Source organism: Achromobacter sp. HNDS-1 (genome assembly GCF_040084795.1).
Lineage (GTDB): Bacteria > Pseudomonadota > Gammaproteobacteria > Burkholderiales > Burkholderiaceae_B > Achromobacter > Achromobacter ruhlandii.
On sequence record NZ_CP157584.1, the window covers coordinates 5,625,366 to 5,650,403 of the forward strand.

The 25,038-nt window shown below is 69.7% G+C and carries 18 protein-coding genes; 9 read left to right on the forward strand and 9 right to left on the reverse strand.

Features of this window, described 5'->3' with window-relative positions; translation table 11 throughout:
* The first annotated feature begins 1 nt into the window (after position 1).
* From ABFG95_RS26025 to lpdA, 3 genes are read left to right on the forward strand one after another with little or no spacing between them, the layout of a single operon-like run.
* A complete protein-coding gene (locus tag ABFG95_RS26025) occupies positions 2-1,045 on the forward strand; it encodes an alpha-ketoacid dehydrogenase subunit beta (protein WP_049074516.1) in 1,044 nt (347 codons plus the stop codon).
* A 1-nt stretch (position 1,046) separates the two neighbouring features.
* Positions 1,047-2,408 carry a dihydrolipoamide acetyltransferase family protein gene (locus tag ABFG95_RS26030; protein ID WP_059270008.1) on the forward strand — a complete coding sequence of 454 codons (1,362 nt, stop codon included), beginning with the start codon at positions 1,047-1,049 and terminating at the stop codon, positions 2,406-2,408.
* A gap of 2 nt (positions 2,409-2,410) precedes the next feature.
* Positions 2,411-3,814 (forward strand): dihydrolipoyl dehydrogenase, encoded by a 1,404-nt coding sequence (gene lpdA / locus ABFG95_RS26035; RefSeq protein WP_049074512.1) that lies wholly within the window; start codon positions 2,411-2,413, stop codon positions 3,812-3,814.
* 394 nt (positions 3,815-4,208) lie between these two features.
* Here the strand turns inward: lpdA and ABFG95_RS26040 are convergent, their stop codons facing one another.
* Positions 4,209-6,248, reverse strand: coding sequence for a PEP/pyruvate-binding domain-containing protein (locus tag ABFG95_RS26040; protein WP_348995078.1), 2,040 nt, complete (start codon positions 6,246-6,248; stop codon positions 4,209-4,211).
* Positions 6,249-6,441: 193 nt separating this feature from the next.
* Here ABFG95_RS26040 and ABFG95_RS26045 point away from each other — a divergent pair, with 193 nt between their 5' ends.
* Positions 6,442-6,861, forward strand: coding sequence for a type II toxin-antitoxin system HicB family antitoxin (locus ABFG95_RS26045; protein ID WP_348995079.1), 420 nt, complete (start codon positions 6,442-6,444; stop codon positions 6,859-6,861).
* 88 nt (positions 6,862-6,949) lie between these two features.
* Here the strand turns inward: ABFG95_RS26045 and argH are convergent, their stop codons facing one another.
* Entirely contained in the window at positions 6,950-8,371 is a 1,422-nt protein-coding gene (argH, locus tag ABFG95_RS26050) for an argininosuccinate lyase (RefSeq protein WP_020927273.1), read from the reverse strand.
* Between the two features lie 261 nt (positions 8,372-8,632).
* On the opposite strand from argH, the gene ABFG95_RS26055 reads away from it, so the two are divergent.
* The 3 genes from ABFG95_RS26055 to ABFG95_RS26065 all read left to right on the forward strand — a co-directional run bounded on the left by ABFG95_RS26055 (position 8,633) and on the right by ABFG95_RS26065 (position 12,603).
* On the forward strand, positions 8,633-9,964 hold the full coding sequence (locus ABFG95_RS26055) for a mechanosensitive ion channel domain-containing protein (RefSeq protein WP_054504113.1): 1,332 nt from the start codon (positions 8,633-8,635) through the stop codon (positions 9,962-9,964).
* Between the two features lie 93 nt (positions 9,965-10,057).
* A complete protein-coding gene (locus tag ABFG95_RS26060) occupies positions 10,058-12,124 on the forward strand; it encodes an NAD(+) synthase (protein WP_278992475.1) in 2,067 nt (688 codons plus the stop codon).
* A 140-nt stretch (positions 12,125-12,264) separates the two neighbouring features.
* Positions 12,265-12,603 carry a P-II family nitrogen regulator gene (locus ABFG95_RS26065; RefSeq protein WP_006386376.1) on the forward strand — a complete coding sequence of 113 codons (339 nt, stop codon included), beginning with the start codon at positions 12,265-12,267 and terminating at the stop codon, positions 12,601-12,603.
* A gap of 586 nt (positions 12,604-13,189) precedes the next feature.
* On the opposite strand, the gene gspF is transcribed toward ABFG95_RS26065, so the two are convergent.
* On the reverse strand, positions 13,190-14,395 hold the full coding sequence (gspF, locus tag ABFG95_RS26070; protein ID WP_063588013.1) for a type II secretion system inner membrane protein GspF: 1,206 nt from the start codon (positions 14,393-14,395) through the stop codon (positions 13,190-13,192).
* A 173-nt stretch (positions 14,396-14,568) separates the two neighbouring features.
* Here gspF and gspD point away from each other — a divergent pair, with 173 nt between their 5' ends.
* Positions 14,569-17,181, forward strand: a complete 2,613-nt coding sequence (gspD, locus tag ABFG95_RS26075; protein ID WP_175147154.1) for a type II secretion system secretin GspD — start codon at positions 14,569-14,571, stop codon at positions 17,179-17,181.
* Complete coding sequence (gene gspE / locus ABFG95_RS26080; protein WP_049074503.1) at positions 17,178-18,605, forward strand: type II secretion system ATPase GspE; 1,428 nt, start codon at positions 17,178-17,180, stop codon at positions 18,603-18,605. The genes gspD and gspE overlap by 4 nt, the downstream gene beginning before the upstream one ends.
* Before the next feature lie 28 nt (positions 18,606-18,633).
* Here gspE and ABFG95_RS26085 read toward each other — a convergent pair whose 3' ends face one another.
* The 6 genes from ABFG95_RS26085 to gspK all read right to left on the reverse strand — a co-directional run bounded on the left by ABFG95_RS26085 (position 18,634) and on the right by gspK (position 25,034).
* Positions 18,634-19,161, reverse strand: coding sequence for a TlpA disulfide reductase family protein (locus tag ABFG95_RS26085; protein ID WP_100502515.1), 528 nt, complete (start codon positions 19,159-19,161; stop codon positions 18,634-18,636).
* Entirely contained in the window at positions 19,161-21,332 is a 2,172-nt protein-coding gene (locus ABFG95_RS26090) for a TonB-dependent receptor (RefSeq protein ID WP_236749549.1), read from the reverse strand. Before ABFG95_RS26090 ends, ABFG95_RS26085 begins: the two co-directional genes overlap by 1 nt.
* Before the next feature lie 429 nt (positions 21,333-21,761).
* A complete protein-coding gene (gspN, locus tag ABFG95_RS26095; RefSeq protein ID WP_063569257.1) occupies positions 21,762-22,517 on the reverse strand; it encodes a type II secretion system protein N in 756 nt (251 codons plus the stop codon).
* Entirely contained in the window at positions 22,517-23,104 is a 588-nt protein-coding gene (gene gspM, locus ABFG95_RS26100) for a type II secretion system protein GspM (protein ID WP_336729017.1), read from the reverse strand. Before gspM ends, gspN begins: the two co-directional genes overlap by 1 nt.
* Positions 23,101-24,093, reverse strand: coding sequence for a type II secretion system protein GspL (gene gspL, locus ABFG95_RS26105; RefSeq protein ID WP_348995080.1), 993 nt, complete (start codon positions 24,091-24,093; stop codon positions 23,101-23,103). Before gspL ends, gspM begins: the two co-directional genes overlap by 4 nt.
* A complete protein-coding gene (gspK, locus tag ABFG95_RS26110; protein ID WP_059270032.1) occupies positions 24,090-25,034 on the reverse strand; it encodes a type II secretion system minor pseudopilin GspK in 945 nt (314 codons plus the stop codon). Before gspK ends, gspL begins: the two co-directional genes overlap by 4 nt.
* Positions 25,035-25,038: the final 4 nt, after the last annotated feature.

Consider the following 25,038-nt stretch of genomic DNA (forward strand, 5'->3'; position numbering starts at 1 on the left):
CATGGCTATCGATAACAATGTTGGTCCGGCGTCCGCGCCGATGACCATGATCCAGGCTTTGCGCTCGGCCATGGATGTGATGCTGGAGCGTGACGGCAACGTGGTGGTGTTCGGCCAGGACGTGGGCTATTTCGGCGGCGTGTTCCGCTGCACCGAGGGCCTGCAGGCCAAGTACGGCAGCTCGCGCGTGTTCGACACGCCGATCTCCGAAGGCGGCATCGTCGGCGTGGCGGTGGGCATGGGCGCCTACGGCCTGCGGCCGGTGTGCGAGATCCAGTTCGCCGACTATTTCTATCCGGCTTCCGACCAGATCGTGTCGGAAGCGGCGCGCCTGCGCTACCGCTCGGTGGGCGAATTCATCGCGCCCATGACCATCCGCATGCCCTGCGGCGGCGGCATCTACGGCGGCCAGACCCACAGCCAGAGCCCCGAGGCCATGTTCACCCAGGTCTGCGGGCTGCGCACGGTGATGCCGTCCAACCCCTACGACGCCAAGGGCCTGCTGATCGCGTCCATCGAAAACGACGATCCGGTCATCTTCCTGGAACCCAAGCGCCTGTACAACGGCCCGTTCGACGGCCACCACGACCGTCCCGTGACGCCGTGGACCGGCCGCCCGGGCAGCGTGGTGCCGACCGGCTACTACACAGTGCCGCTGGACTCCGCGGCCATCGTGCGCCCCGGCAACGCGCTGACGGTGCTGACCTATGGCACCACGGTGCACGTGTCGCTGACCGCGGCCGAGGAAACCGGCATCGACGCCGAGGTCATCGACCTGCGCAGCCTGTGGCCGCTGGACCTGGAGACCATCGTCAACTCGGTCAGGAAGACCGGCCGCTGCGTCGTGGTGCACGAAGCCACGCGCACCTGCGGCTTCGGCGCCGAACTGATCGCGCTGGTGCAAGAACACTGCTTCCATCACCTCGAAGCACCCGTCGAGCGCGTGACCGGTTGGGACACTCCCTATCCGCACGCGCAGGAATGGGCGTATTTCCCCGGCCCGCGCCGGGTCGGCGAAGCGTTCAAGCGCGCGATGGAGGTGTGAGATGGGGATTCATGTCATCAAGATGCCCGACATCGGCGAAGGCATTGCCGAGGTCGAACTGGTGGGCTGGCACGTCAAGGTGGGCGACACGGTCGCCGAGGACCAGCCGCTGGCCGACGTCATGACCGACAAGGCCACGGTCGAGATCCCGTCGCCCGTGGTCGGCCGCGTGGTCGCGCTGGGCGGCGAAGTCGGCCAGGTCATGGCCGTGGGCGGCGAACTGATCCGCCTGGAAGTGGAAGGCGAGGGCAACGTCAAGGGCGAGGCGGCGGCGCAGACACCGCAGGCCGCGGCCGCGCCGGCTCCGGCGGCGAGCGCGCCGGCCGCCGCACCGGCGCCGGCCAAGGCCGACAAGGCCCCGGCCGGCGGCGTTGCCGGCCAGATCGCCGCGTCGCTGCAATCGTCCGCCGCCGCGCCGCAAGCGCCCTCCGCGCCGCCCAGCCGTCCGGCCGCCGCGCGCCAGGCGCCCGCCGCGTCCCGACAACCCGGCGAAAAGCCGCTGGCCTCGCCGGCGGTGCGCAAGCGCGCCTGGGACCTGGGCATCGAGCTGCGCTACGTGCACGGTAGCGGCCCGGCCGGCCGCGTCATGCACGAGGACCTGGACGCCTATCTGCAAGGGCAGGGCGCGGCCACGACCGCGCGCGGCCCGGCTTACGCCGAGCGCAACGACGAAGAGCAGGTGCCGGTGATCGGCCTGCGCCGCAAGATCGCGCAGAAGATGGCCGAGTCCAAGCGCCGCATTCCGCATTTCAGCTACGTGGAGGAAATCGACGTCACCGAGCTCGAGGACCTGCGCGTCAGCCTGAACGCGAAGTTCGGCGAGTCGCGCGGCAAGCTGACGCTGCTGCCGCTGCTGGCGCGCGCCATGGTGATCGCGCTGCGCGACTTCCCGCAGATCAACGCCCGCTATGACGACGAGGCCGGCCAGGTGACGCGCTACGGCGCCGTGCATATCGGCATCGCCACGCAGAGCGACGGCGGCCTGATGGTGCCAGTGATGCGCCACGCCGAAACCCGCGACCTGTGGTCGATGGCGGCCGAGATCGGCCGGCTGGCGCAGGCGGTGCGCGCCGGCAGCGCCGGACGCGACGAGCTGTCCGGTTCGACCATCACCATCACCAGCCTGGGGCCGCTGGGCGGCATCGTCACCACGCCGGTCATCAACCATCCCGAGGTCGGCATCGTGGGCGTGAACCGCATCGTCGAGCGGCCGGCCTTCCGCAATGGCGCCGTGGTGGCGCGCAAGCTGATGAACCTGTCGTCCTCGTTCGACCACCGCGTGGTCGACGGCATGGACGCGGCCCGCTTCATCCAGGCCGTGCGCGCGCTGCTGGAACAACCCGCGCTGCTTTTCGTGGAGTAAGCATGAGCCAGACTACCAAGACGACAACCCTGCTGGTGATCGGCGGCGGGCCTGGCGGCTATGTGGCCGCGATCCGCGCCGGGCAACTGGGCGTGCCCACCATCCTGGTCGAGGGCGACCGGCTGGGCGGCACCTGCCTGAACATTGGCTGCATTCCGTCCAAGGCGCTGATCCACGCTGCCGAGGAATTCGACAAGGCGCGGCATTACGCCGGCCAGTCGGCGCTGGGCATCTCGGTGTCGGCGCCCGCCATCGACATCGGCCGCACCGTGGCCTGGAAGGACGGCATCGTCGGCAAGCTGACCGGCGGCGTGGGCGCGCTGCTCAAGAAGAACGGCGTGCAGGTGGTGCACGGCTGGGCCAGCCTGCTGGACGGCAAGACCGTCGAGGTCGAGAGCGCCGACGGCAGCCGCCAGCGCATCCAGTGCGAGCACCTGCTGCTGGCGGCCGGCTCCGAGCCAACGCCGCTGCCCTCGGTGCCGTTCGGCGGCATGGTGGTGTCCTCGACCGAGGCGCTGTCGCCGGCCGACATCCCGAAGAAGCTGGTGGTGGTGGGCGGCGGCTACATCGGCCTGGAGCTGGGCACGGTGTACCGCAAGCTGGGCGCCGAGGTGGCCGTGGTCGAGGCGCAGGACCGTATTCTGCCGACCTATGACGCCGAGCTGACCAAGCCCGTGGCCGCCGCGCTGGCCAGGCTGGGCGTCGAGTTGCACCTGGGCCGCAAGGTGCTGGGGCTGAATGGCGCCGGCACCGCGGTGCGGATCCAGGACGCCAGCGGCGCCGAGACCGCGCTGCCCGCCGACCGGGTGCTGATCGCCGTCGGCCGGCGTCCGCGCACGCAGGGCTGGGGCCTGGAAAACCTGCAGCTGGACCGCAAGGGCAACGCACTGCGCATCGACGACCAGTGCCGCACCTCCATGCGCGACGTCTGGGCCATCGGCGACATCGCCGGGGAGCCGATGCTGGCGCACCGCGCCATGGCGCAGGGCGAGATGGTGGCCGAGCTGGTGGCGGGTAAGCGTCGCCACTTCCAGCCGGCCGCGATCCCGGCGGTGTGCTTCACCGATCCCGAAGTCGTGGTGGCCGGCCTGTCGCCGGCCGAGGCCGAAGCGGCCGGGCTGGACTGCCTGGCGGCGTCGTTCCCGTTCGCCGCCAATGGCCGCGCCATGACGCTGGAGTCCACCGACGGTTTCGTGCGGGTGGTGGCCCGTCGCGACAACCACCTGATCGTGGGCTGGCAGGCGGTGGGCCGGGGCGTGTCGGAACTGTCGACGGCGTTCGGCCAGTCGCTCGAAATGGGCGCGACGCTGGAGGACGTGGCGGGCACGATCCACGCCCATCCGACCCTGGGCGAAGCGGTGCAGGAAGCCGCGCTCAAGGCGCTGGGGCACGCGCTGCACATCTGATCCGTTACGGTGGATCCGCAGCCGCGGTGGCGGGCATCACGCCCGCCACCGCGGTTTTTTTTGCCGCCGGGCCGCCCCAAGGCAAAAACGCCCCCTTGGGGGGCAGCGACCGCGCAGCGGCGGAGCGTGGGGGCTATTTCTTCCGCCGGGCCGCCCCAAGGCAAAAACGCCCCCTTGGGGGGCAGCGACCCGCGCAGCGGCGGAGCGTGGGGGCTATTTTTTCCGCCGGGCCGCCCCAAGGCAAAAACGCTCCCTTGGGGGGGGTAGCGACCCGCGCAGCGGCGGAGCGTGGGGGCTATTTTTGCCGCCGGGCCGCCCCAAGGCAAAAATGCCCCCTTGGGGGGCAGCGACCCGCGCAGCGGCGGAGCGTGGGGGCCTTTTCCCTCTGGGTCCGCTAGCGGCGCGCGTCGATGTAGGGCCGCGCCTGCAGAATGATGATCTTGTCGCCGACCACCGCCCATTCGATGTCCTGGTCGACCTGGCCCAGGCGCTGCTTGACCTGCCGGCCCACGGCGGCCAGCCGCGCCACCAGCGCGTCGTTCAGCACCTGGCGCGCGTCCGGCGCGATCGGCACTTCGCGCACGCCGCCGGCGATGTCGGCCACCAACTGCGTGTCCTCGGCCGAGCGGCTCAGCACCTGCACCGCCTTGGACCAGCTCGAATACATCACCTGCTCGGCCTGGCGCTTGCCTTCCACCACCTTGATGCCCAGGCCGCGCTTGGCCGAGATGTAGGTCACGTAGCGGCGGCTGGCGTCGAACGGATCGCGCGTGATCATGACGCCGGAACTGTCGGACGGCGCCGCCAGCTGCACCAGCACGGCCATCACCACCGCGTCCTGGGGGATGCCTGCCGCGCGCCGCGCCTCGTAGGCGTCGAAGTTGTAGACGGAGGCCCATACCGTCTGCACCGCCTTGGCCAGCGCGTCCGGCTGGGTGACGTTAGGCACCGTGGTGTACAGCCCGGCGCCGCTGAAGCCGGGCAGGTCCTCGGAATTGGACGAGCTGCGCACGAACACGCCCGCGCCCTTCAGGCGCGATTGCCACAGCGCGCGCCAGGATTCAGCCTGCGCCGGGTCGACGGCGGCCTGCATGATGTCCTGGCGCAGGGCCGCCAATTCCTTGCGCCGCACTTCGGCGTCGGCCATGAAGTCGGCGCGCTGTTCCAGCGCGGCCACCCGTTGCGCCACGTTCAGCCGCTGCATGAAGGCGGCATATTGCGCGAACGGGATACAGAAGCCGTCCGGCACGCTGGCGGCCGGCGGCAATGCGGAGCGGAGCGCGCCCAGGTTGGCGGCCTTGACGCCGCAGTGGCGGCTGTCGCGCACGGCCAGGGCATCGAGCGGCTTGAGCGCCTGTACGGTCAGGTCCGGCTTGGGCAGTTGCGCGCGCGGCTTGGGCGGCGTGGCCGGCGGTTGGCTGGCGGGCTTGTCGCTGGGCCGCACCTGGTAGTCGTTGCCGCTGACGGTCAAGGTGACCCATTGACCGTCGTACTGGCGCAGCGCGGTGGTGGCGTCGCGCACGTAGGCGTTGGGAATGCCCCAGCCCTTGGCCAGCAGGTTGACGTGCGACAGCAGCGTGGACGGGCGCTGCGTGATCAGGCCGGCCACGGGTGGGATGGCGATCGGCACTTCGTCCAGCACCACGATGTCGTCGCGCTTGAGGTCGGGCGTGGCCTCGACCGAGGCGACGATGCGCAGCCGGCCCTGCGCGGTGCCGGCGTTCAGCGGCAGGAAGGCTTGTTCGCGCAGCAGCGTTTCCTGGGTCACGAAGGTCAGGCCGGCGGTAGCGGCGGCCTGTTCGTGCAGCGTCGAGTTGGTCTTGAAGCGGACCGGGGCATAGAAGCTTTTGGCGACTACCTCGTCGGCCAGCTTCAGCAGCTCCGGGGTGAGGCGGTCGCCTTCCCAGAATTCATAGGTGTAGCCGGGCAGGTCGCGCTGCCAGCTGAGGGTGCCGAACAGCAGGCGGCGGTTCGGATCCTTGTATTGCGCGGTCAGCGCGGCCTTGTCCTTGCCGGGCAGCAGGCGGCGCTCGCGCGCGAAGGTCTCGTGCAGGCCGTAGCGCGGCGTGTCCAGGTAATGGATGCGGTTGCCGCGCTGGCGGTCGATCACGAACAGCACGTGCGGGATTTCCAGCGGCGTGCCGGCGTTGTAGACGCGCGCCAGCTGGCGGAACGCGGCCTCGTCGTCGATGCGCGCCATGAAGGCGGGACCGCCGCGGCGCGCGTCCTCGGCCTTGCGCGCCGCGATCTCCTCGGGGGTCAGCGGCCGCGGCGCCTTGAAGGGCTCGATGACGTTGTTTTCGTACGGCGACGGCTTGCGCGCGGTCTGCGCCTGGGCGGCGGGGAGGGCGGCAAGCGCCAGCAGGCAGGCGGCGGTCAGAACGGCCGGTTGGGACAGGGGCGACGGAAACCAGGACGCGCGCAGGGCTGGCATGGGGCAGGGGCTGAGTGGAAAAGCGCCCATCATAGCGAACCCGTCCCCGCCGCCTGTGCGAGATCCGAAACGAGGAATGACACGCCGTGACAGGTAATTTGTTCCGGTAAGCGTCGCCCAATTCACTGGCATGCCCAACCAGCGGATACGCTCCGAAAGTCCGTCATGGCAGCAGCTAGTGAGGACAACATTCATGCTGACCTATCCCTACACCCTGACGCTTGATTCCAATCGCACCTGGTTCGTCCGATTTTCAGATATTCCGGAAGCGTTGACAGTGGGTGATGACCAGCAAGAGGCTGCGATCAACGCCCGCGAAGCGCTTGAGGCTGCGCTGGAAATCTACTTCGACGCGCGCCGGCCCATTCCCCTGCCGTCGCCCGTGCTGGCGGGGCAGGCGTCGGTGACCTTGCCGGCGCTGGTGACCAGTAAAGTGTTCCTGTCCAACGAGATGATCCAGCAAGGGGTGCGCAAGGCGGAGTTGGCTCGCCGCATGGGCGTGCACATGCCGCAAGTGGATCGCCTGCTGGATGTGCGGCACGCCTCCCGGATCGATCAGGTCGAGTCGGCGCTGGAGAAGCTTGGACGGCGCTTGGAGGTTTCGCTCGTCTGACGCTCCGTTTGGCGCACACGGCGGCGATTCATGAAAAACGGCCCCGGAAATCCGGGGCCGCCTGTTTTCGAGCGAGGGAACCGCGGGCTTACTGCGCCGCCGTCTCCTGCAGCACGCGGCGGGCTTCCTCGGCCACGCGTTCGGGGGCGGTGCCGCCCACGTGCTTGCGCGCGGCGACCGAGCCTTCCAGCGTCAGCACCTGGTGCACGTCGTCGCCGATGGTCGGGTGATAGGCCTTGAGCTCATCCAGCGACAGGTCGGCCAGGTCGCAGCCGCGCTGTTCGCAGTCGCGCACGGCGTGGGCCACCACTTCGTGGGCGTCGCGGAACGGCACGCCGCGCTTGACCAGGTAGTCGGCCAGGTCGGTGGCGGTGGCGAAGCCCTGCAGCGCGGCGGCGCGCATGTTGTCGGCCTTGACCTTGATGCCGGCCGCCATGTCGGCGAAGATCGTCAGCGTGTCGCGCACGGTGTCGACGGTGTCGAACAGGCCTTCCTTGTCTTCCTGGTTGTCCTTGTTGTAGGCCAGGGGCTGGCCCTTCATCAAGGTCAGCAGGGCGACCAGGTTGCCGTTGACGCGGCCGGTCTTGCCCCGCGCCAGTTCGGGCACGTCGGGGTTCTTCTTCTGCGGCATGATCGAGCTGCCGGTGCAGAAACGGTCGGCCAGGTCGATGAAGCCGACGCGCGGGCTCATCCACAGCACCAGTTCTTCGGACAGGCGCGAGACGTGCGTCATGATCAGCGCGCCGGCGGCGCAGAACTCGATGGCGAAGTCGCGGTCGGAGACGGCGTCGAGCGAATTGCGGCAGACGCCGTCAAAGCCCAGGGTCTTGGCGACGCGTTCGCGGTCGATCGGGAACGAGGTGCCGGCCAGGGCGGCGGCGCCCAGCGGCAGGCGGTTGACGCGGCGGCGGCAGTCGGCCAGGCGCTCGGCGTCGCGGCCGAACATCTCGGCGTAGGCCAGCAGGTGGTGGCCGAACGTGACGGGCTGGGCCACCTGCAGGTGGGTGAAGCCCGGCATGATGGTGGCGGCGTTGTCCAGCGCCACCGTGGCCAGCGCGTGGCGCAACTGGCGCAGCAGGTCGATCAGCGTGTCGATCTCGCCGCGCAGCCACAGGCGGATGTCGGTGGCCACCTGGTCGTTGCGCGAACGGCCGGTGTGCAGGCGCTTGCCGGCATCGCCGACCAGCTCGACCAGGCGCTTCTCGATGTTCAGGTGCACGTCTTCGAGGTCGAGCAGCCACTGGAAGCTGCCGGCGTCGATTTCCGACAGGATCTGGGTCATGCCGCGCTGGATGTCGGCCAGGTCCTGGGCGCCGATGATGCCCTGGGCCGCCAGCATGTCGGCGTGCGCCAGCGAACCCTGGATGTCGACGCGCGCCAGGCGCTTGTCGAAGTCCACGGACGCCGTGTAGCGTTTGACGAGTTCGGAAACCGGTTCCGAGAACCGGGCGGACCAGGCCTGCGCCTTGTTGGCGAACTGGTTTTGATCGGGGGAGGGAGTGTTTGCCATGATGGCGGGGATTATAGGGCCTGCCTCGGGCGCCTGACGAATCCGGCGCCCCGCTGTTGCGGCTGGAAACGCGCGGCGGCGCGAGTTGTCGGATAATTCAGGGTCATATCCGGCGGTCTACGGCGTTTTTCCATCGCCGAGCCGCCTCGGGATGAAACACGCCCCTCCGGGGGCGGCACGCCCAAGGCGGCGGGGCTTTCCCCGGCGGCTGTCGGCGCCTTCCCACTTAGTCACCTGAAAGAGAGCACACGACCTATGCCCATGGAATGGGAACAGCTGGCCACCGAACTCGATACCTATATGCCGCACCAGCCGTGGGCGCAGACGCTGGTCGGCATCGGCGTGCTGATCCTGACGGCGCTGTTCGTCCAGTGGGTGGTCGCGCGGGTGGTGCTGCTGCTGGCGCACCGGCTGCTGGTGGTCAGCGGCCACGAGGACTGGGACAAGGCGCTGCAGCGCCGCCGCGCCTATCAGAACCTGTGGTACGCGGTGCCATTCGCGGTGGTGTCGGTGGGCATCGAGCTGGTGCCGCACGTCGAGAAGGCGGCCACGCTGGTCGGGCGCCTGGCCCACGCCGGCGCCTGGATCTGCGTGTTCGTGGCGTTTTCCGGGGTGCTGAGCGCCTGGCAGGACACCTATTCGGCCACCACCCGGGCGCAGACCCGCTCGATCAAGGGCTATATCCAGATCAGCAAGCTGATCCTGATGGCGGTTTGCACCGTGTTGGTGCTTTCCATCCTGATCGACCGCTCGCCGCTGTGGATGATCTCCGGCCTGGGCGCGCTGTCGGCGGTGCTGCTGCTGGTGTTCAAGGACACGCTGCTGTCGCTGGTGGCCAGCACCCAGCTCACCAGCAACGACATGCTGCGCATCGGCGACTGGATCGAGATGCCGCAGTCCAACGCCGACGGCTTCGTCAAGGACATCGCGCTGCATACGGTCAAGGTGCAGAACTGGGACAACACCGTCACCACGGTGCCGACCTATAAGCTGTTCTCGGAAAGCTACCGCAACTACCGCCACATGTTCGAGTCGGGCGGCCGGCGCATCAAGCGCACCCTGCGCATCGACGCCAGCAGCGTGCGCTTTCTGACCGATGAGGAAGCCCAGCAGTTGATGCGCTTTCGGCTGCTGCACGATTACCTGCGGGTCAAGACCCAGGACATCGCCCAGGCCAACCAGACCATGGGCGAGCTGGCCAGCGTGCCGGCCAACCGCCGCCGCCTGACCAATATCGGCACCTTCCGCGCCTACGGCCTGGCCTATCTGAAGCAGAACCCCGAGGTGCGCCAGGACATGGCGATGATGGTGCGCATGATGGAACCCACCGCCGATGGCATTCCGGTCGAGGTCTATTGCTTCACGGCCGTCACCGCCTGGGTCGAGTACGAACGCATCCAGGGCGACATCTTCGACCATCTGCTGGCGATCCTGCCGGAACTGGGCCTGCGGCTGTACCAGCAGCCGTCTGGCGCGGACATCGGCGCCATGGGCAGCTACCTGCGCGAGGGCGCCGTCCAGGCGGCGCTGGCGGCCGAAGGCGCGCATCACCGGGCCGATCCGGAGCGCCTGGCGCCGCCGTCCGGCGCATGACGCCGTGAGATAATCGCCCGGTAGGATTCCCAGGGCCTGCAGCAGGCCCGTTTCGTGCAGTTCCGTATCAAGGCGCCCCAGGCGATGGATCCGATGTCGAACCCGTTCTTCAACCTGTATTCCCATGGCTTCGCCCGGGTCGCCGTGGGCGTGCCCGAGTGCAAGGTCGCGGACCCGGCCTTCAACGCCGCGCAGACCATCGCGCTGGCGCAGCAGGCGGCCCAGGGCGGCGCCGTGCTGGTGGCGTTCCCCGAACTCGGCTTGTCGGCCTACACCTGCGACGACCTGTTCCACCAGAAGGCCCTGCTGGACGCCTGCGAGGCGGCGCTGGACCAGGTGGCGCGGGCCACGGCCGAACTGGATATCGCCGTCATCGTCGGCGCGCCGCTGCGGGTGGCGCACCAGCTGTACAACTGCGCCGTGGTCATCGCCGGCGGCCGCATCCTGGGCGTGGTGCCCAAGAGTTTCCTGCCCAACTACAGCGAATTCTACGAAGCGCGCCAGTTCAGCGCGGCCGATTGCGCCGTCGCCACCGAGATCCGCCTGCTGGACCAGGCCGTGCCGTTCGGCGCCGAGCTGCTGTTCCAGATGGAAAAGCTGCCGCTGTTCCAGTTCCACGTCGAGATCTGCGAAGACGTCTGGGTGCCGATCCCGCCGTCCTCGTTCGCGGCGCTGGCCGGCGCCACGGTGCTGGTGAACCTGTCGGCCTCGAACATCGTGGTCGGCAAGTCGGCCTACCGCCACCAGTTGGTGGCGCAGCAGTCGGCGCGTTGCCTGGCGGCCTACATGTACACCTCGGCCGGCCGCGGCGAGTCGTCCACCGACCTGGCCTGGGACGGCCAGGCGCTGATCTACGAAAACGGCGAGCTGCTGGGCGAGTCCGAGCGCTTCCTGAACGAATCGCACCTGCTGTTTGCCGACGTCGACCTGGAGCGCCTGTCGCGCGAGCGCATGCACCAGACCACCTTCGGCCAATCGGCGCGCCGTCACCGCGACGAAGTGCGCCAGTTCCGCCTGGTGCCGGTGCCGGTCGCGGCGCCGCTGGAGGACGCCGAGCTGCCGCTGGAGCGGCGCGTGGCGCGCTTTCCGTACGTGCCGGCCGATGCCCGGCGCCGCGACGAGCGCTGCAAGGAGGTCTACAACATCCAGGTGCAGGCGCTGGCGCAGCGGCTCTCGGCCAGCGGCATGTCCAAGGTGGTCATCGGCATCTCGGGCGGCCTGGATTCGACCCACGCGCTGCTGGTCTGCGCCCAGGCCATGGATACGCTGGGGCTGCCGCGCGCCAACATCCTGGCCGTGACCATGCCGGGTTTCGCCACCAGTACGCGCACGCTGCAGCAGGCGCGCCAGTTGATGGCGGTGGTCGGCTGCACGGCCTCCGAGGTCGACATCCGCCCGAGCTGCCTGCAGATGCTCAAGGACCTTGGCCATCCCTATGCCGAAGGCCAGCCGGTGTACGACATCACCTTCGAGAACGTGCAGGCCGGCGAGCGCACCAACCACCTGTTCCGCATCGCCAATTTCAACAACGCCATCGTCATCGGGACTGGCGACCTGAGCGAGCTGGCGCTGGGCTGGTGCACCTATGGCGTGGGCGACCACATGTCGCACTACAGCGTCAACGCCAGCGTGCCCAAGACGCTGATCACGCACCTGGTGCGCTGGGTGGCCGAGTCCGGCCGCCTGGGCGAGACCGGCGCGGCGGTGCTGCTGGACGTGCTGGGCACGGACGTCAGCCCCGAACTGGTGCCAGGCGGCGATGACGGCAAGCCGACCCAGAAAAGCGAAGACACCATCGGCCCCTACGAGCTGCAGGACTTCAACCTGTACTACACGCTGCGCTACGGCTTCGCGCCGACCAAGGTGGCGTTCCTGGCGCTGGCGGCCTGGCGCGACCGCGATGCCGGCGCCTGGCCGGAAGGCGGCCACGTGGCGCGCAACCAGTACGACCTGGCGGCGATCAAGCGCAACCTGAAGATCTTCCTGGACCGCTTCTTCCGCCTCAGCCAGTTCAAGCGCACCTGCGTGCCGAACGCGCCCAAGGTGGGCTCGGGCGGGTCGCTGTCGCCGCGCGGCGACTGGCGCGCGCCGAGCGATTCCGAGTCGGTGGTGTGGATGCGCGACGCCGACCGGATTCCGGACGAGGCGCCGCCGGGCTGAGCCGTATTCGGGTTTTCCCGGCAATGGCGGACGGGCCGGTTGGCCCCCGGCGCCGGTGGTATTCTCTCAATCATTGCGCCTGGGTCCGATAGTGTTCGAGGCCGGGCGCCGCAACAGACCGCACAATCAGGACGACCAACGTGAAACAAGTCACCGCCATCATCAAACCCTTCAAGCTCGACGAAGTCCGCGAGGCGCTGGCCGAGGTCGGCGTCAGCGGGCTGACCGTGACCGAAGTGAAGGGCTTCGGGCGCCAGAAGGGGCATACCGAGCTGTATCGCGGGGCGGAGTATGTGGTGGATTTCCTGCCGAAGATCCGCGTCGAGGTGGTGCTGCCGGATGATCAGGTCGAGGCGGCGATCGAGGCGGTGGTGAAGGCGGCTCGGACCGGGAAGATCGGGGATGGCAAGATTTTCGTGACGCCGGTCGAGCAGGCCATCCGGATTCGGACGGGGGAGAGCGACGAAGAGGCGCTTTGAGTTTGCGTTTGAATCGCTTGGGTTGGATGTCGGGGTGGCCGTAAGGGTCGCCCCGAAGTTTTTTGCGGTAGTGGTTTTTTCTTGGGTCGCCCGGCGCGCAGGCGGGACGGATGCGGGCGCCAACGATTGCGGTCCGGAGCGTTCGCTCCGGACTTCCCCGTTGTCATCTTCGTCCAGGCCTGCGGCCTTCCCTTCAGATTCCCTCGGGCGCATCGACGGCGCCCGCATCCGTCCCGCCTGCGCGCCGAGCTGGCGCCTTTGAGAATTGACGCGCTGCTGTGGTGGTGGCTTGCGGGGGAGCTTGCGGGGCCCGCAAACTGTGGCCGCGCGGGCGGCCGCAGTTTGCATACGCTGTGGTGGGGCGGCGGGGTGTTGTCGCTTCGCGCGGGTGGGGAGAGAGAACTGTAGGGCGGCGGCTTTTGGGGGGGCCGCTTTTTTTCTTTGGCGTTCACTTTTCTGTTTTTCCGCGCGCTGTTATTCCAGCTGTTCCGCGGCGTGCCAATGCGCGGGTTGGCGGTTGTTCGATTCCTTGTTATGGATTCCCTGAGGCCCGCGGCTTGGACGCGGGCCTTTTCTTTTTGTGCGCCTAGCGGATCAGCTGGTTCATTTCCAGGATCGGCATCATCACGGCCAGCACGATCAGGAGGACGAAGCCGCCCATCAGCAGGATCAGGGCGGGTTCCAGCAGGGCGGTCATGGCCATGGCGCGGCGTTCGAGGTCGCGCGACAGGTTCTGCGCGCCACGGTCCAGCAGTTCGGGGAGCTGGCCGGTCTTTTCGCCGCTGGCGATCAGGTGGATGAGCAGCGAGGGGAAGGCTTTCTGCGCGGCCAGCGAGGCCGACAGGGACGCGCCTTCGCGCACGCGCGCGGCGGCTTCGTCGACGGCGCCGCGCAGCACGTCGTTGCCGAGGGTGCGGCGGGCGGCGTCCAGGGCGGTGAGCAGGGCGACGCCGCTGCCGCAGAGAATGGCCAGGGTCGAGGCGAAGCGCGCGGCGTTGACGCCGAGCACGAAGCGGCCGGCCAGGGGCAGGCGCAACACGCGGGCGTGCCAGGCGTGGCGGGCGGCGGGCACGCGCAGGGAGTAGCGCCACAGCACGATGGCCAGCGCGACGGCGGCGCCGGTGGCCAGGCCCCAGTCGCGCACGTAGTCCGACAGCGCCAGCATGATGCGGGTCAGCAGCGGCAATTGCTGCTTGGCGTGGTTGAAGGCCGACACCACCTGTGGCACCACGTAGCCCAGCAGGAAGATCACGATGATGACGGAGACGCAGGCCACCACGGCGGGATAGATGAACGCCGTCATGACCTTGCTGCGCAGCGTGTTGCGCTCTTCGATGTAGTCCGCCAGTTTTTCCATGACCTGCGCCAGATCGCCGGATTCCTCGCCGGCGCCGATCAGCGCGCGGTAGATCTCGGGAAAGTCGCGCGGGCGCGAGGCCAGCGCGGTGGACAGGCGATGGCCGGCGCGTACGTCGTCGCGCACGCCTTCGAGCGTGGCGGCGATGTGCTTTTTCTCGGCCTGTTCGAGCGTGGCGCTGAGCGCGGCGTCCAACGGCAGGCGGGCGGCCAGCAGGCTGGCGAGCTGGCGCGTGAGCCAGGCCAGGTCGGCATCGGACAGGCGCGTGCGCAGCGCGGCGCCCAGGCCTTCGACGCGCGCGGCGGGGGAGGTGGACAGGGGCAGCAGGCCGCGGCCGCGCAACTGGTTGCGGGCGCCGCGCTCGCTGTCGGCGTCGATCGTGCCCTGCACGATTTTGCCGAGCGCGTCAGTCGCTTCGTAACGAAAGGATGGCATGGTGGGAAGGTGGCTCGGGCCCGCGCCGCTTGGCGGAAAGGCCCGTAAATCAAGGCTTTGCAGCCCGTCACCTTGCCTTTGGATTATGACCGTAGTGTTGCAGTGTCACCCCGTATACTCCGACGCGCTTTCACGTTTTTTCACACGACTTCACGTCTCAGGCATATCTCGTCATGCGTCATATCGCGCAACTCAGCCTTGCGGTCTTGCTCGCGGCAAGCCAACTCGGACCCGCGGCCGGCCAGGCCTATGCTCAACAGGCGGACAATCGCGTCAGCCTGAACTTCGTCGACACGGACATCCCTGCCGTGCTGCGTGCGCTGTCGTTGTTCACCAAGCGCAATTTCCTGGTGGATCCCCGCGTGAAAGGCAAGCTCACGCTGGTGTCGGACCGGCCGGTCGACAGCGGACAGGCGCTGTCGATGCTGACCGGCGCGCTGCGGCTGCAGGGCTTCGCGATCGTCGAGGTGGACGGCGTGACGCGCGTGGTGCCCGAGGCCGACGCCAAGCTGCAAGGCAGCGCGGTGGTGGGCGATCCGCGGCCGGCGCCCGCCGCCGGCGGCGCGGGCAAGGCGCCTGTGTCGGTCGCGGACTTCGCGCGCGGCCGCTCGGGCAACAGCGGCGAGATGCTGACGCGGGTGTTCCCGCTGAAGTACGAGAACGCGGCCAACCTGGTGCCGGTGCTGCGCCCGATGGTGCCGCCGAACAATCCCATCAATGCGTACCCGGGCAATAACACGCTGGTGGTGACTGACTATGCCGACAACCTGGATCGCATCGCCGCGGTGATCGCCCGCATCGACGTGCCCAGTTCGATCGACACCGACGTGGTGCCGGTGCGTTCGGGCATCGCGTCGGACATCGCCGTCCTGGCCTCGCAATTGCTGGACACGCAGAGCAGCGATCCGACCCAGCGCATCGCCGTGGTGGCGGACCCGCGCAGCAACAGCGTGCTGATCCGCGCGGGCAGCCCGGCCCGCACGCGACTGGCGCGCGACCTGATCATGAAGCTGGACGCGCAGCAGAACCGCGCCGGCAATCTGCACGTGGTTTACATGCGCAATGCGCAGGCCACCCGCATCGCCGAAGTGCTGGGCGGCCTGCTGGCCGGCCAGGCCAACGCGGCGCCGGGCTCCAGCCCCAATGGCGGCGCCGGCGGCGGCATCGGGCAGACCGGCGGCAACCGCCCGGCGCAATCCTCCGCCAGCGCCAACAACACCGGCCTGGGCATGTCCGGCTCGTCGAACAGCGCCGGCAACGCCAAGGGCGGATTGTCGGGGGACCAGGAACGCATCGCGCGCGACGATTCCGGCAACCAGGCCGTGTCGTATTCCGCCGGCGGCGCCACCATCCAGGCGGACCCGGCCACCAACTCGTTGATCATCGCGGCGCCCGAGCCGCTGTACCGCAGCCTGCGCGAAGTGATCGACCAGCTCGACCAGCGCCGCGCGCAGGTGCTGGTCGAGAGCCTGATCGTCGAGGTCAGCGAACAGGCGGCCGCCGAATTCGGTATCCAGTGGATGACCGGCGCGGGCAACATCAACAGCGGCGGCACCAGCTTCATCGGCGGCACCAATCTGGGCGGCAGCGGCTTGTCGGGCACCGGTCCGACCTCGATCGACGCGCTCGGCAGCGGCCTGAGCCTGGGCGTGGTCAAGGGCACGGTCGACGTGCTGGGCAACAAGGTGATCAACCTGGGCGTGCTGGCGCGGGCGATGCAGAACACCGGCGAAGCCAACATCCTGTCCACGCCGAACCTGCTGACGCTGGACAACCAGTCCGCCAGCATCCTGGTGGGCAAGACGGTGCCCTTCGTAACCGGCCAGTACGTCACCAACGGCGGCAACAACAACAACCCGTTCCAGACCATCCAGCGCGAGGACGTGGGCCTGAAGCTGAACATCCGGCCGCAGATCTCCGAAGGCGGCGCGGTCAAGCTGGACATCTACCAGGAAGTCAGCAGCATCGATGAGAGCCGTTCGACACCGACCACCGGCATCGTCACCAACAAGCGCGCCATCGACACCAGCGTGCTGATCGACGATGGCCAGATCATCGTGCTGGGCGGCCTGCTGGAAGACAACGTGACGCTGACCTCCAACAATGTGCCGGGCCTGAGTTCGATTCCGGTGCTGGGGTCGCTGTTCAAGTACGACAGCCGCAAGCGCACCAAGACCAACCTGATGGTGTTCCTGCGGCCCTACGTGGTGCGCGATGCGCGCCAGAGCGCCAGCGTGACGATGGACCGCTACGACTACATGCGCCGCGCCCAGGGCGTCGCGCAGCCGGGCGATCACTGGCTGCTGCCCAACATGCAGGCGCCCATGCTGCCGCCGCCGGGCTCGGCGCCGTCGGTGTCCAACAACGTCTACGACATGCGGCCCGATCAGTTGGCGGACACGATGCGGCGTCCGCCGCCCGCCACGGTGGAATCGTTCGCGGTGCGCCAGTATCCGGCGGCGCGCCAGACCAGCGATCCGTCGCTGCCGATCCGCGCCAACCTGCCGCTGGGCGTGAGCGTGGCGCGCGACCCGGCTTCGCTCTACGGCGAAGTCGACAAGACCAGCGCGACCCTGCAGTTCGCCTCGGTCAAGACGCGCGGCGAGGCCGATCGCATCGTCCAGCGGGTCCAGGCCAGCGGCCTGCAGGCCTACGTGCAGGCCGGCCCGGGCGGCATGGGCTATGTGGTGCGCAGCCAGGTGTCCAAGGATCCCGGCACCATCTCCACGGCCACCTCGCTGCTGCGCGAGCTGGGCTACAAGGGCGAACTGGTCTCGCATCTATGAGCGCGCATCCCTTGCCGTACGCGTGGGCGCGGGCGCAGCGGGCGGTGCTGTCGCTGCGCGCGGGTCATGCGCAACTGACCGTGAGCCCGCGCACGCCGGAATGGGCGGTGCGCGAGATCCGGCGCTGCCACGGCGACATCGCCGTGACGCGGGTCGACGACGAGGCGCTGGAAACGCTGCTGGCGGCGGCCTACAGCCATGCCGAGGACGCCGCCTCGGTGATGGGCGTGGCCGAGAACGAGATCGACCTGGACCGCTTGCTGCAGGATATGCCGGAGGTGGCCGACCTGCTGGACGCGCAGGACGACGCGCCGGTGATCCGCATGATCAACGCGCTGTTCGCCCAGGCGGCGCGCGATGGCGCCAGCGATATCCACATCGAGCCATTCGAGACCCATTCGGTGGTGCGCTACCGCGTCGATGGCACGCTGCGCGACGTGGTCTCGCCGCGCAAGGCGCTGCACGCGGCGCTGATTTCGCGCATCAAGATCATGGCGCACCTGGACATCGCCGAAAAGCGCCTGCCGCAGGACGGCCGCATCGCGCTGCGCGTGGGCGGCCGGCCGATCGACGTGCGGGTGTCGACCCTGCCCACCGGCCACGGCGAGCGCGCGGTGCTGCGCCTGCTGGACAAGGAAGCCGGCCGGCTGCAGCTGGAAAAGCTGGGCATGGCGCCTGGTGTGCTGCGCCAGCTCGACCGCCTGATCCGCCAGCCGCACGGCATCGTGCTGGTGACAGGGCCCACCGGCAGCGGCAAGACCACCACGCTGTACGCGGCGCTGAGCCGGCTGGACGCCTCCACCAGCAACATCCTGACCGTGGAAGACCCGATCGAGTACGACCTGCCCGGCATCAGCCAGACCCAGGTCAACGCCAAGATCGACATGAGTTTCGCGCTGGCGCTGCGCGCCATCCTGCGCCAGGATCCGGACGTCATCATGATTGGCGAGATCCGCGACCTGGAGACCGCGCAGATCGCGGTGCAGGCATCCTTGACGGGTCACCTGGTGCTGGCCACGCTGCACACCAACGACGCGGTGTCGGCGGTGACCCGCCTGACCGACATGGGCGTGGAGCCGTTCCTGCTGTCCTCGTCGCTGCTGGGCGTGCTGGCCCAGCGGCTGGTGCGCAAGCTGTGCCCGGCCTGCAAGAAGCCGGCGATGCAGGACGGCGAGCGGGTGTTCCAGCCGGTCGGCTGCGAGGCGTGCAACCACACCGGCTACGCCGGCCGTTCCGGCATTCATGAACTGTTCACGGTCGACGACGAGGCGCGCCGCCTGATCCACGAAGGCAGCGACGAACGCGAGTTGCGCCGCGCGGCCAGCGCCGCCGGCATGCTCAGCATGCGCGAGGATGGCGCGCGCTGGGTGCAAAGCGGTGAAACCTCGCCCGAGGAGATCCTGCGGGTGACGCGCGACGCCTAGTGTGCGGCCGGCTACCGCGCCACGCGGTTCAGGGCGCGACCGCGCCCGGCTTGCCCGGCGCCCGCGCGCAGGCGTCGGCGATGCGGCGCAGGTCCGCGCTGGACAAGGCGCCGAGCTGGCCCTCGCAGATGCGGGCCTGACGGGTCGCCACCGTGAAGGGCAGGGCGCCGCCCCGGTTGCCAGCGGCGCGCATCAGGGCGACGACATTGCCGCCGGGGCGCAGCACCGGCAGGCGGACGTCATGGCGCCGCGCGAATTCGGTGGCGGCGGCCGGGGCGTCGGTGCTGACCAGCAGCACCGTCCACGCCGGATGGGCGTCGGCGAAGCGCTGCAGCCGTGGCAGCTCGGTGACGCACGGCGGGCAATCGCGGCTCCAGAAATTGACCAGCACCGGCCCTTCCAGGGATGCCAGCCGCACGAAGCGGCCGCCGTCCAGGGTGGGCAGGGAGAAGTCCCAGGCTCGACCCGCCGGCGGGCGCGAGACCGGCCGTGGCTGGGCGCTGGCGATCGCCGTCGCCGCGCACAGGGCCAGGCAGGTCCACGGCAGGCGGCGCATCAGAAGCTCAGCCGGGTGCCGGCATACAGGTAGCGGCCGCGGCTGGGGCCCCACAGCTGGGTGACGTCGAGGTCGCCATCGCCGTTGACGAACAGCGGGCTTTCCTTGTCCGACTGCTTGTAGTCGAACAGGTTGTCGACCCCGGCATAGAGCGTGAAGTGCTTGTTGACGGCGTATTCGCCGCGCAGGTCGAGGGTGAAGAAACCGGGGCTTTTTTCGCGCTTGGGCGTGCCGTCCAGGTTGTAGCGATCCTGCCGGCCCGAGCCGTCGTCATGGAACTTGCGCAGGTTCATCGGGCCGGTCCAGACCAGCTTGGCGTTGAAGTCGAAATCGCCGCGGTCGTAGTCCAGGCCCAGGTAGGCCTTGGCGTTGGGACGCGCGAAGATCAGCGTCTTGGCGGGGAAGCGGTAGTTGAACGCCTCGGCCGCCGCCATCACGCTCAGGGCCGGCGTCAGCAGGTAGGACATCGTCAGGTCCACGCCCTGCACGATGACGGGCTCGCGGGAGCTGGAGAACAGCGTGATGTCGTTGCCGTCCGCATCGTGCCGGTCGGGGTCGAGCATGGCGAAGTTCTTGATGCGGTTGTAGTTGTACGAGCCGGTCACGGCGAGGCGGTCGTCGGCGTAGTTGAGCGCGTAGCTGGCGTTGAGCGATTCTTCGGGCTTGCTGATCTGGCGGTCGATGCGGATGGTGTTGAGGATGCCGTGTTCCTGCTCGAAGAAGCTGGTGGGCGCGCGGAAGCCCTTGCCGACGCTGACGCGGCTGGAAAGCCGGTCGTTGTGGTGGTACAGCGCGTTCAGGCGCGGCGAGGTGATGCCGCCGAAGACGTTGTGGCGGTCATAGCGCACCGAGCCGTTGATCTCTAGCGCGTCGTCCAGCAGCGCGCGGTAGGCCTGCACGAACAGGGCCGGAGTGCGGTAGGTGTAGTCGTCGACGCCGCTTACCGGGGTGCCGTCTTCCATGCTGCCGTGGCTTCTCAGGTCTTCGTAGCGCAGGTTGGCGCCCAGGGTGGTCAGCCAGCCCGCGATGGGCGTCTGCCAGCTGGCCTCGGCGTAATACTGCTTCTGGCGGGCGATGTAGGTGGCCAGCTCGTAGAAGCTGTCCTGCTTGTGCTCGGCCGCGCCCACGGCCAGGCGCAGCAGGCTGTCGCCAAAGCGCTTTTCGCCGGTGGAGATGAACTGCACGCGGTCGGTGAAGATGATCTCGGACATGCCGCCACGGCCGCCGCGGTCGCCGCCCGGGCCCTTGTCGTAGGCGATGATGGCGCCGTCCGCCGGGTCGACCCAGCCGTCGCGGTCGGGCGAGCCATGCACGCCGCCGCGCCAGTCGAAGGGGTTGCCCGTGGTGCTGTGCTTGATGGCGGAATAGTCGGTGCCGAGTGCCCCGCCGCCGCGCTTTTCGTTGACCACGTCGAGCCGGCCGCGCACCTTGAAGCCGCCGGCGTCGTCCAGGAAGAAGCCGATGCCGCCCAGGCGGCGGTCGTAGCCGGTGTATTCGGAGATGCCGTTGTGGTCGGCGTCGACGGAGTCGTGCTTGTTGTAGTTCAGCGTCGCGGTGATGGCGCCGCCGTCGAACGGCCGCGCGAGGTAGGCGTCGCCCTGGCGCGACCCATAGCTGCCGATCTGCGCGCGGGCGCGGTTCTCGGCCTCGGTGGGGCGCTTGGTGACGATGTTGACCGAGCCGGACAGGGCCTCGGGGGCGATCAGGCTGGCGCCGGCGCCGCGCGCCACGTCGATGCGTTCGACGCCGTAGACGCTGACGCTGTCCAGTCCGTAGGCCGACGATACCGAGGAGAAGATCGGCACGCCGTCGATCATCAGCGTGGTGTAGCGGCCGGGCAGGTTGTTGAGCAGGATGTTGCGCACGTTGCAGATCGAGCATTCGACCTGGACCGCGATGCCGGGGTTCTTGTCGAGCGCCTCGTTGACGTTGGTGGCGCCGGCCTTGGCAATGGCGCGTTCGCTGATGGATTCGGTCTTGACGAGTTCGTCGCGCAGGGCGCCGGGCCGCATCGAGCCCTGGTTCGAGCGGTCGATGACGGTGATCGGGGCAAGCGTGGGCGCCGCGTCGGCGGCAGCCGCGTTCTGCATCGGGGCGGTCCAGGCGGCGGCCAGGGCCGCGGCCAGCGTGGCGAATCGGAGGCGGGTGCGGGGAGGGAAGACGGAAGGCATGGCGGAGGGCATCGGATGGTCGGGTTCCAGGAAAGGCGGCCACGGCCGGGGCGGCGAGCCCCGGCCGTGGTGCGTTCAGTTGAGACAGGAGCCGGCCGTGGCGATGTCGCGCGTCGTGGCCCGGGATGCGGACCGGAGCGGCGGCGCGGGGGGATGCGCGGGACGTGCGCGGGGCGAATACGACATGGGGAGACGAACGAAAACGACGGCTGCAAAAATCATTCAAAACGTTATGTTTTATGAATTTTTGCGTCAATCGAGAGACAGTCCGAGATCGCGCGGGCGTGTCCGCGAGCGGGCTGCTGCGCGGTCTACGCAGGGCGGAAACGATGCAGACTCCGCGGCGTCGCCGAGGACGCCGCGGAGTCTGCGACTCAGTCTGACAAAGACGGCTTCGTGGCCGGCGTGCAACAGGACGCCGGTCCGGCGCTACTTGTCGGTGCCGAAGATCACCGTGTCGTTGTTGCGGCGGCCCAGCGTCGACATGAGGCCGTCGAGCGCGCCGCGGTCGGCTTCGCTGGCGCCAGGCGCGAACGTGGCCTGGCCCTGGAAGCGCACGCCGCGGGCAGTCACGCTGCCCTGGCCGGTCACCGCCAGCGGACCGCTTTCGGTGCTGAGCGCCAGCGTGGCGCCGGCGCGGCCGTTGCCACGCACCCGCAGCACGTAGGTCCCCACCGGCGCCACGGGCGACAGGGCGGTGGCGGCATCGCGCCAGCGCAGTTCGGCCAGCGGCGCATCGGGCAGGGCGCCGCCCAGCCGCAGCGCCTGCCACTGGATTTCCAGCAGGCCCTCGGGCGCCAGCGTGTTCCAGGGCGCGCCCAGCGCCGGCAGCACCGTGGCAGGCAGGCGCAGCGATTGCGCCGACAGGCTGATGCCGTTCCAGCCCAGGCCGGCGCGCACCGGGCCCTGCAGCCAGGGGTGCGACAGTTCCAGCGACAGCGACGACCAGCGCCATTGCCAGCGCAGGGCCTGGGGCAGCATGCGGCGCGCCCCCGGCGGACCCAGCGCGATCCAGGCGCTGCCGTCCCAGATCGTGCCGCCAGCATCGGCCAGCGCCACCGGCGCATCGGCGGGCAGGCAGGCCAGCAGCCAGCGCGCCGGCAGCACGGCGGCCGCGGCGATCGCGGCGCTGGCGGCGCAGGCCAGCGCCAGGCCGGTGCCTTTGGGCAGGCGGGGCAGGCGCATCAGGATCGCGCCTGGCGGGCGGGCAGGACCAGCGTCACGCTGCCGTTGACCAGGCCGGGCAGCGGCCGGCCATTGGCGTTGGCGGCGCGCGTCAGGTCGGCCTTGCCGACCGTCAGCCCCCAGTCGCCGGCAATGTTCTCCAGCCACCGCAACAGCGCCGAGGCGGGCACTTCGGTCAGCGCCAGCGTCACGCTGTCGCCCTGGCCGGGGGACTCCAGCTTCCAGTGATCGGCCGGCAGGCCGGCGCGCGCCAGGCTGGCGCCGATGTCGGCCGCGGCAGGCAGCGTGGCGGCGGGCGCGGCGGCCTGGTTGCGCAGCCCGGCCGCCTGGCGGGTCAGGTCGGCTACGGCGGCGGCCTGGCCGCGCAGCCGTGGCAGTTCCTCGCGCAGCTTGCGCACCGAATCGAGCGCCGGCTCGACCAGGATGGTGAAGACCAGCGCCAGCCCCAGCAGGACGCCGGCGCTGTTGATCAGCCGGCGTTCACGCGGGGCCAGGGCCTGGTAGCGCTGGCGCGCGCGATCGGCGGCGGGGGCCAGGGGGGTGAGGGCGGCGCGCCAGGCGGCGCTCAGGCGTTCGATCGGTTTCATGGTTGGCTGCGCGTGATGCGCCAGGTGTTGTCGGTGTCGCCGCGTTCCAGTTTCAGGCCCTGGGCCGCGGCCTGCTGGATCAGCGCCGGGGTTTCGGCGACGCGCTGGGCCTGGGCGCCGGCGTCGGCCAGTTGCAGGGTCAGCGCCTGGTCGCCGTACGACAGCCGCGCGACGTTGTCGGCGGCGAAGGGCAGGGTCTGGGCCGCGGCCCGCGCCAGCGGCAGGAAATCGCCGGCGGTGGCGGCGCCGCGGCGATTCTGCAAGGCGTCCAGCCCCTGCCGCGCCTGGCGCGCCGGATCCAGCACCACCGGGATGTCGGGAAAGGTCGCCAGCACCTGGCGCCGCATGTCTTCGCGCAGCGCCTTGGCCTCGCCGCGCATCTGGGCGGCGTGCAGGTTCAGCCCGCCGATCCAGACCACGGCGGCGGCCGCGCCCCAACGCCACACAGGCCGCCAGCGCGAGACGCGCGCCGGCGCCAGCTGCGGCATGGCCAGCGACCAGGAGGGCGAGGGCGCGAGCCAGCGCGGGTCGGCGGGATCGCGCAGCGGCGCGGCTTCGCCGGGCGCCAGCGTCTGCGGCGCGATCAGGGCGTGGGCGCGCAGGCCCTGGGCGTTCAGCAGGCTCCAGGCGCGGCGCACGGGTTCGCGTGGCGCCCAGGCCAGCGGCACCTGGCCATCGGCGCCGCGCGGGCCGTGGCCGATGGCCAGCTCGTCCAGGTCGCTCAATACCAGCGGTTCGAGCGCGCCGCGCACGGCGGCGGCGAAGCGGGCCTTGGCCACGGCGGGCACCTGTACGGTGGCGGCGATTACGTCGCCGGGATGCAGCACGGCTTCGCAGGCCGCCTGCGGGTAGGCCTGGCCGAGGGCATGCAGCGGCAGTTCGCCCTGGCGCGCGCAGCGGCCGCGGCGGTCGAACCAGGCATAGGGCAGCAAGGATCCCGGACCGAGTTCGGTCAGGGGGACCAGTGCGATGCGCAGGGAATTCTTCAAGGGTTTTCTCTCGTCCAGATAGTGTCGGGCGCGGCCGGCGGGGCGCTGCGTATCAGCGCCTGCATCGAGACGCGGGCCCGTTCGTACACGACCGCGCCGCTGGCCATGAACCAGCCGCTGGCCGTGGTCACGGCCGGCACCGGGCCCTTGACGCCGGTGGCGGCCAGGCGGTTGGCGAAGTCGCCGCTGTTGTTGAACCAGTTGCCGCGGTCGCGTTCGCCGGTCAGCGCGCGCGCCTGGCTCAGCGACAGGCCGGGCACCAGCGCCGCCACGACTTCGGGCGGCGCCGTATTGACGTTGACGCTGGTGGCCACGGGCAGCACCGTCATGGTGCGCCGCATTTCGTTGCGCACGGCCGGCTCCAGCCCCAGCAGCGCGCTGACGTCGTCGATGCCGCGCGGCAGCGGCGCGCGCGCGTCGGGGGTCGGCCCGCCCTGCGCCGGCGTGGGCGCGCCGGCCGCCGGCGCCGGCGGCTGGCTGGCGGCGATGATTCCGACGATGCGCGCGGCCAGCGTGTCCGGCAGGCGCTGCGCGCCCAGCAGGCGCCGCAGCACCTGTTCCTGTTCGGGCTGGGGCACGCCATGGCTGGCCAGGTTGCCCAGGTTGTACTTGCCCTGTTCGTCCTGCACCTGGCCGGAGAACACCGCCACGCGATCGTCGCCGGGCCGTTCGATGCGGGTGTCGAGCACCGGCGTGGCCCAGATCTGGTCGCCGCGGGTGGTCGATTCGCGCCGGCCGTGGTCGCGTATCACCAGGCGCGCCCAGTCGATGCCGCCGGCCAGCAGCATGCGCGCCTGCACCCGGGCCATCTCGTTCTCGATGCGGCGGGTGCTGGCCGTCTGGCGCTGGAACAGGCTGGTGGTCAGGGCCGCGACGATGGCGACAATGATCAGCGCGCTGACCACCGCGGCGCCGCGTTCGCGCGGCAGGCACGGGTTCATGGCG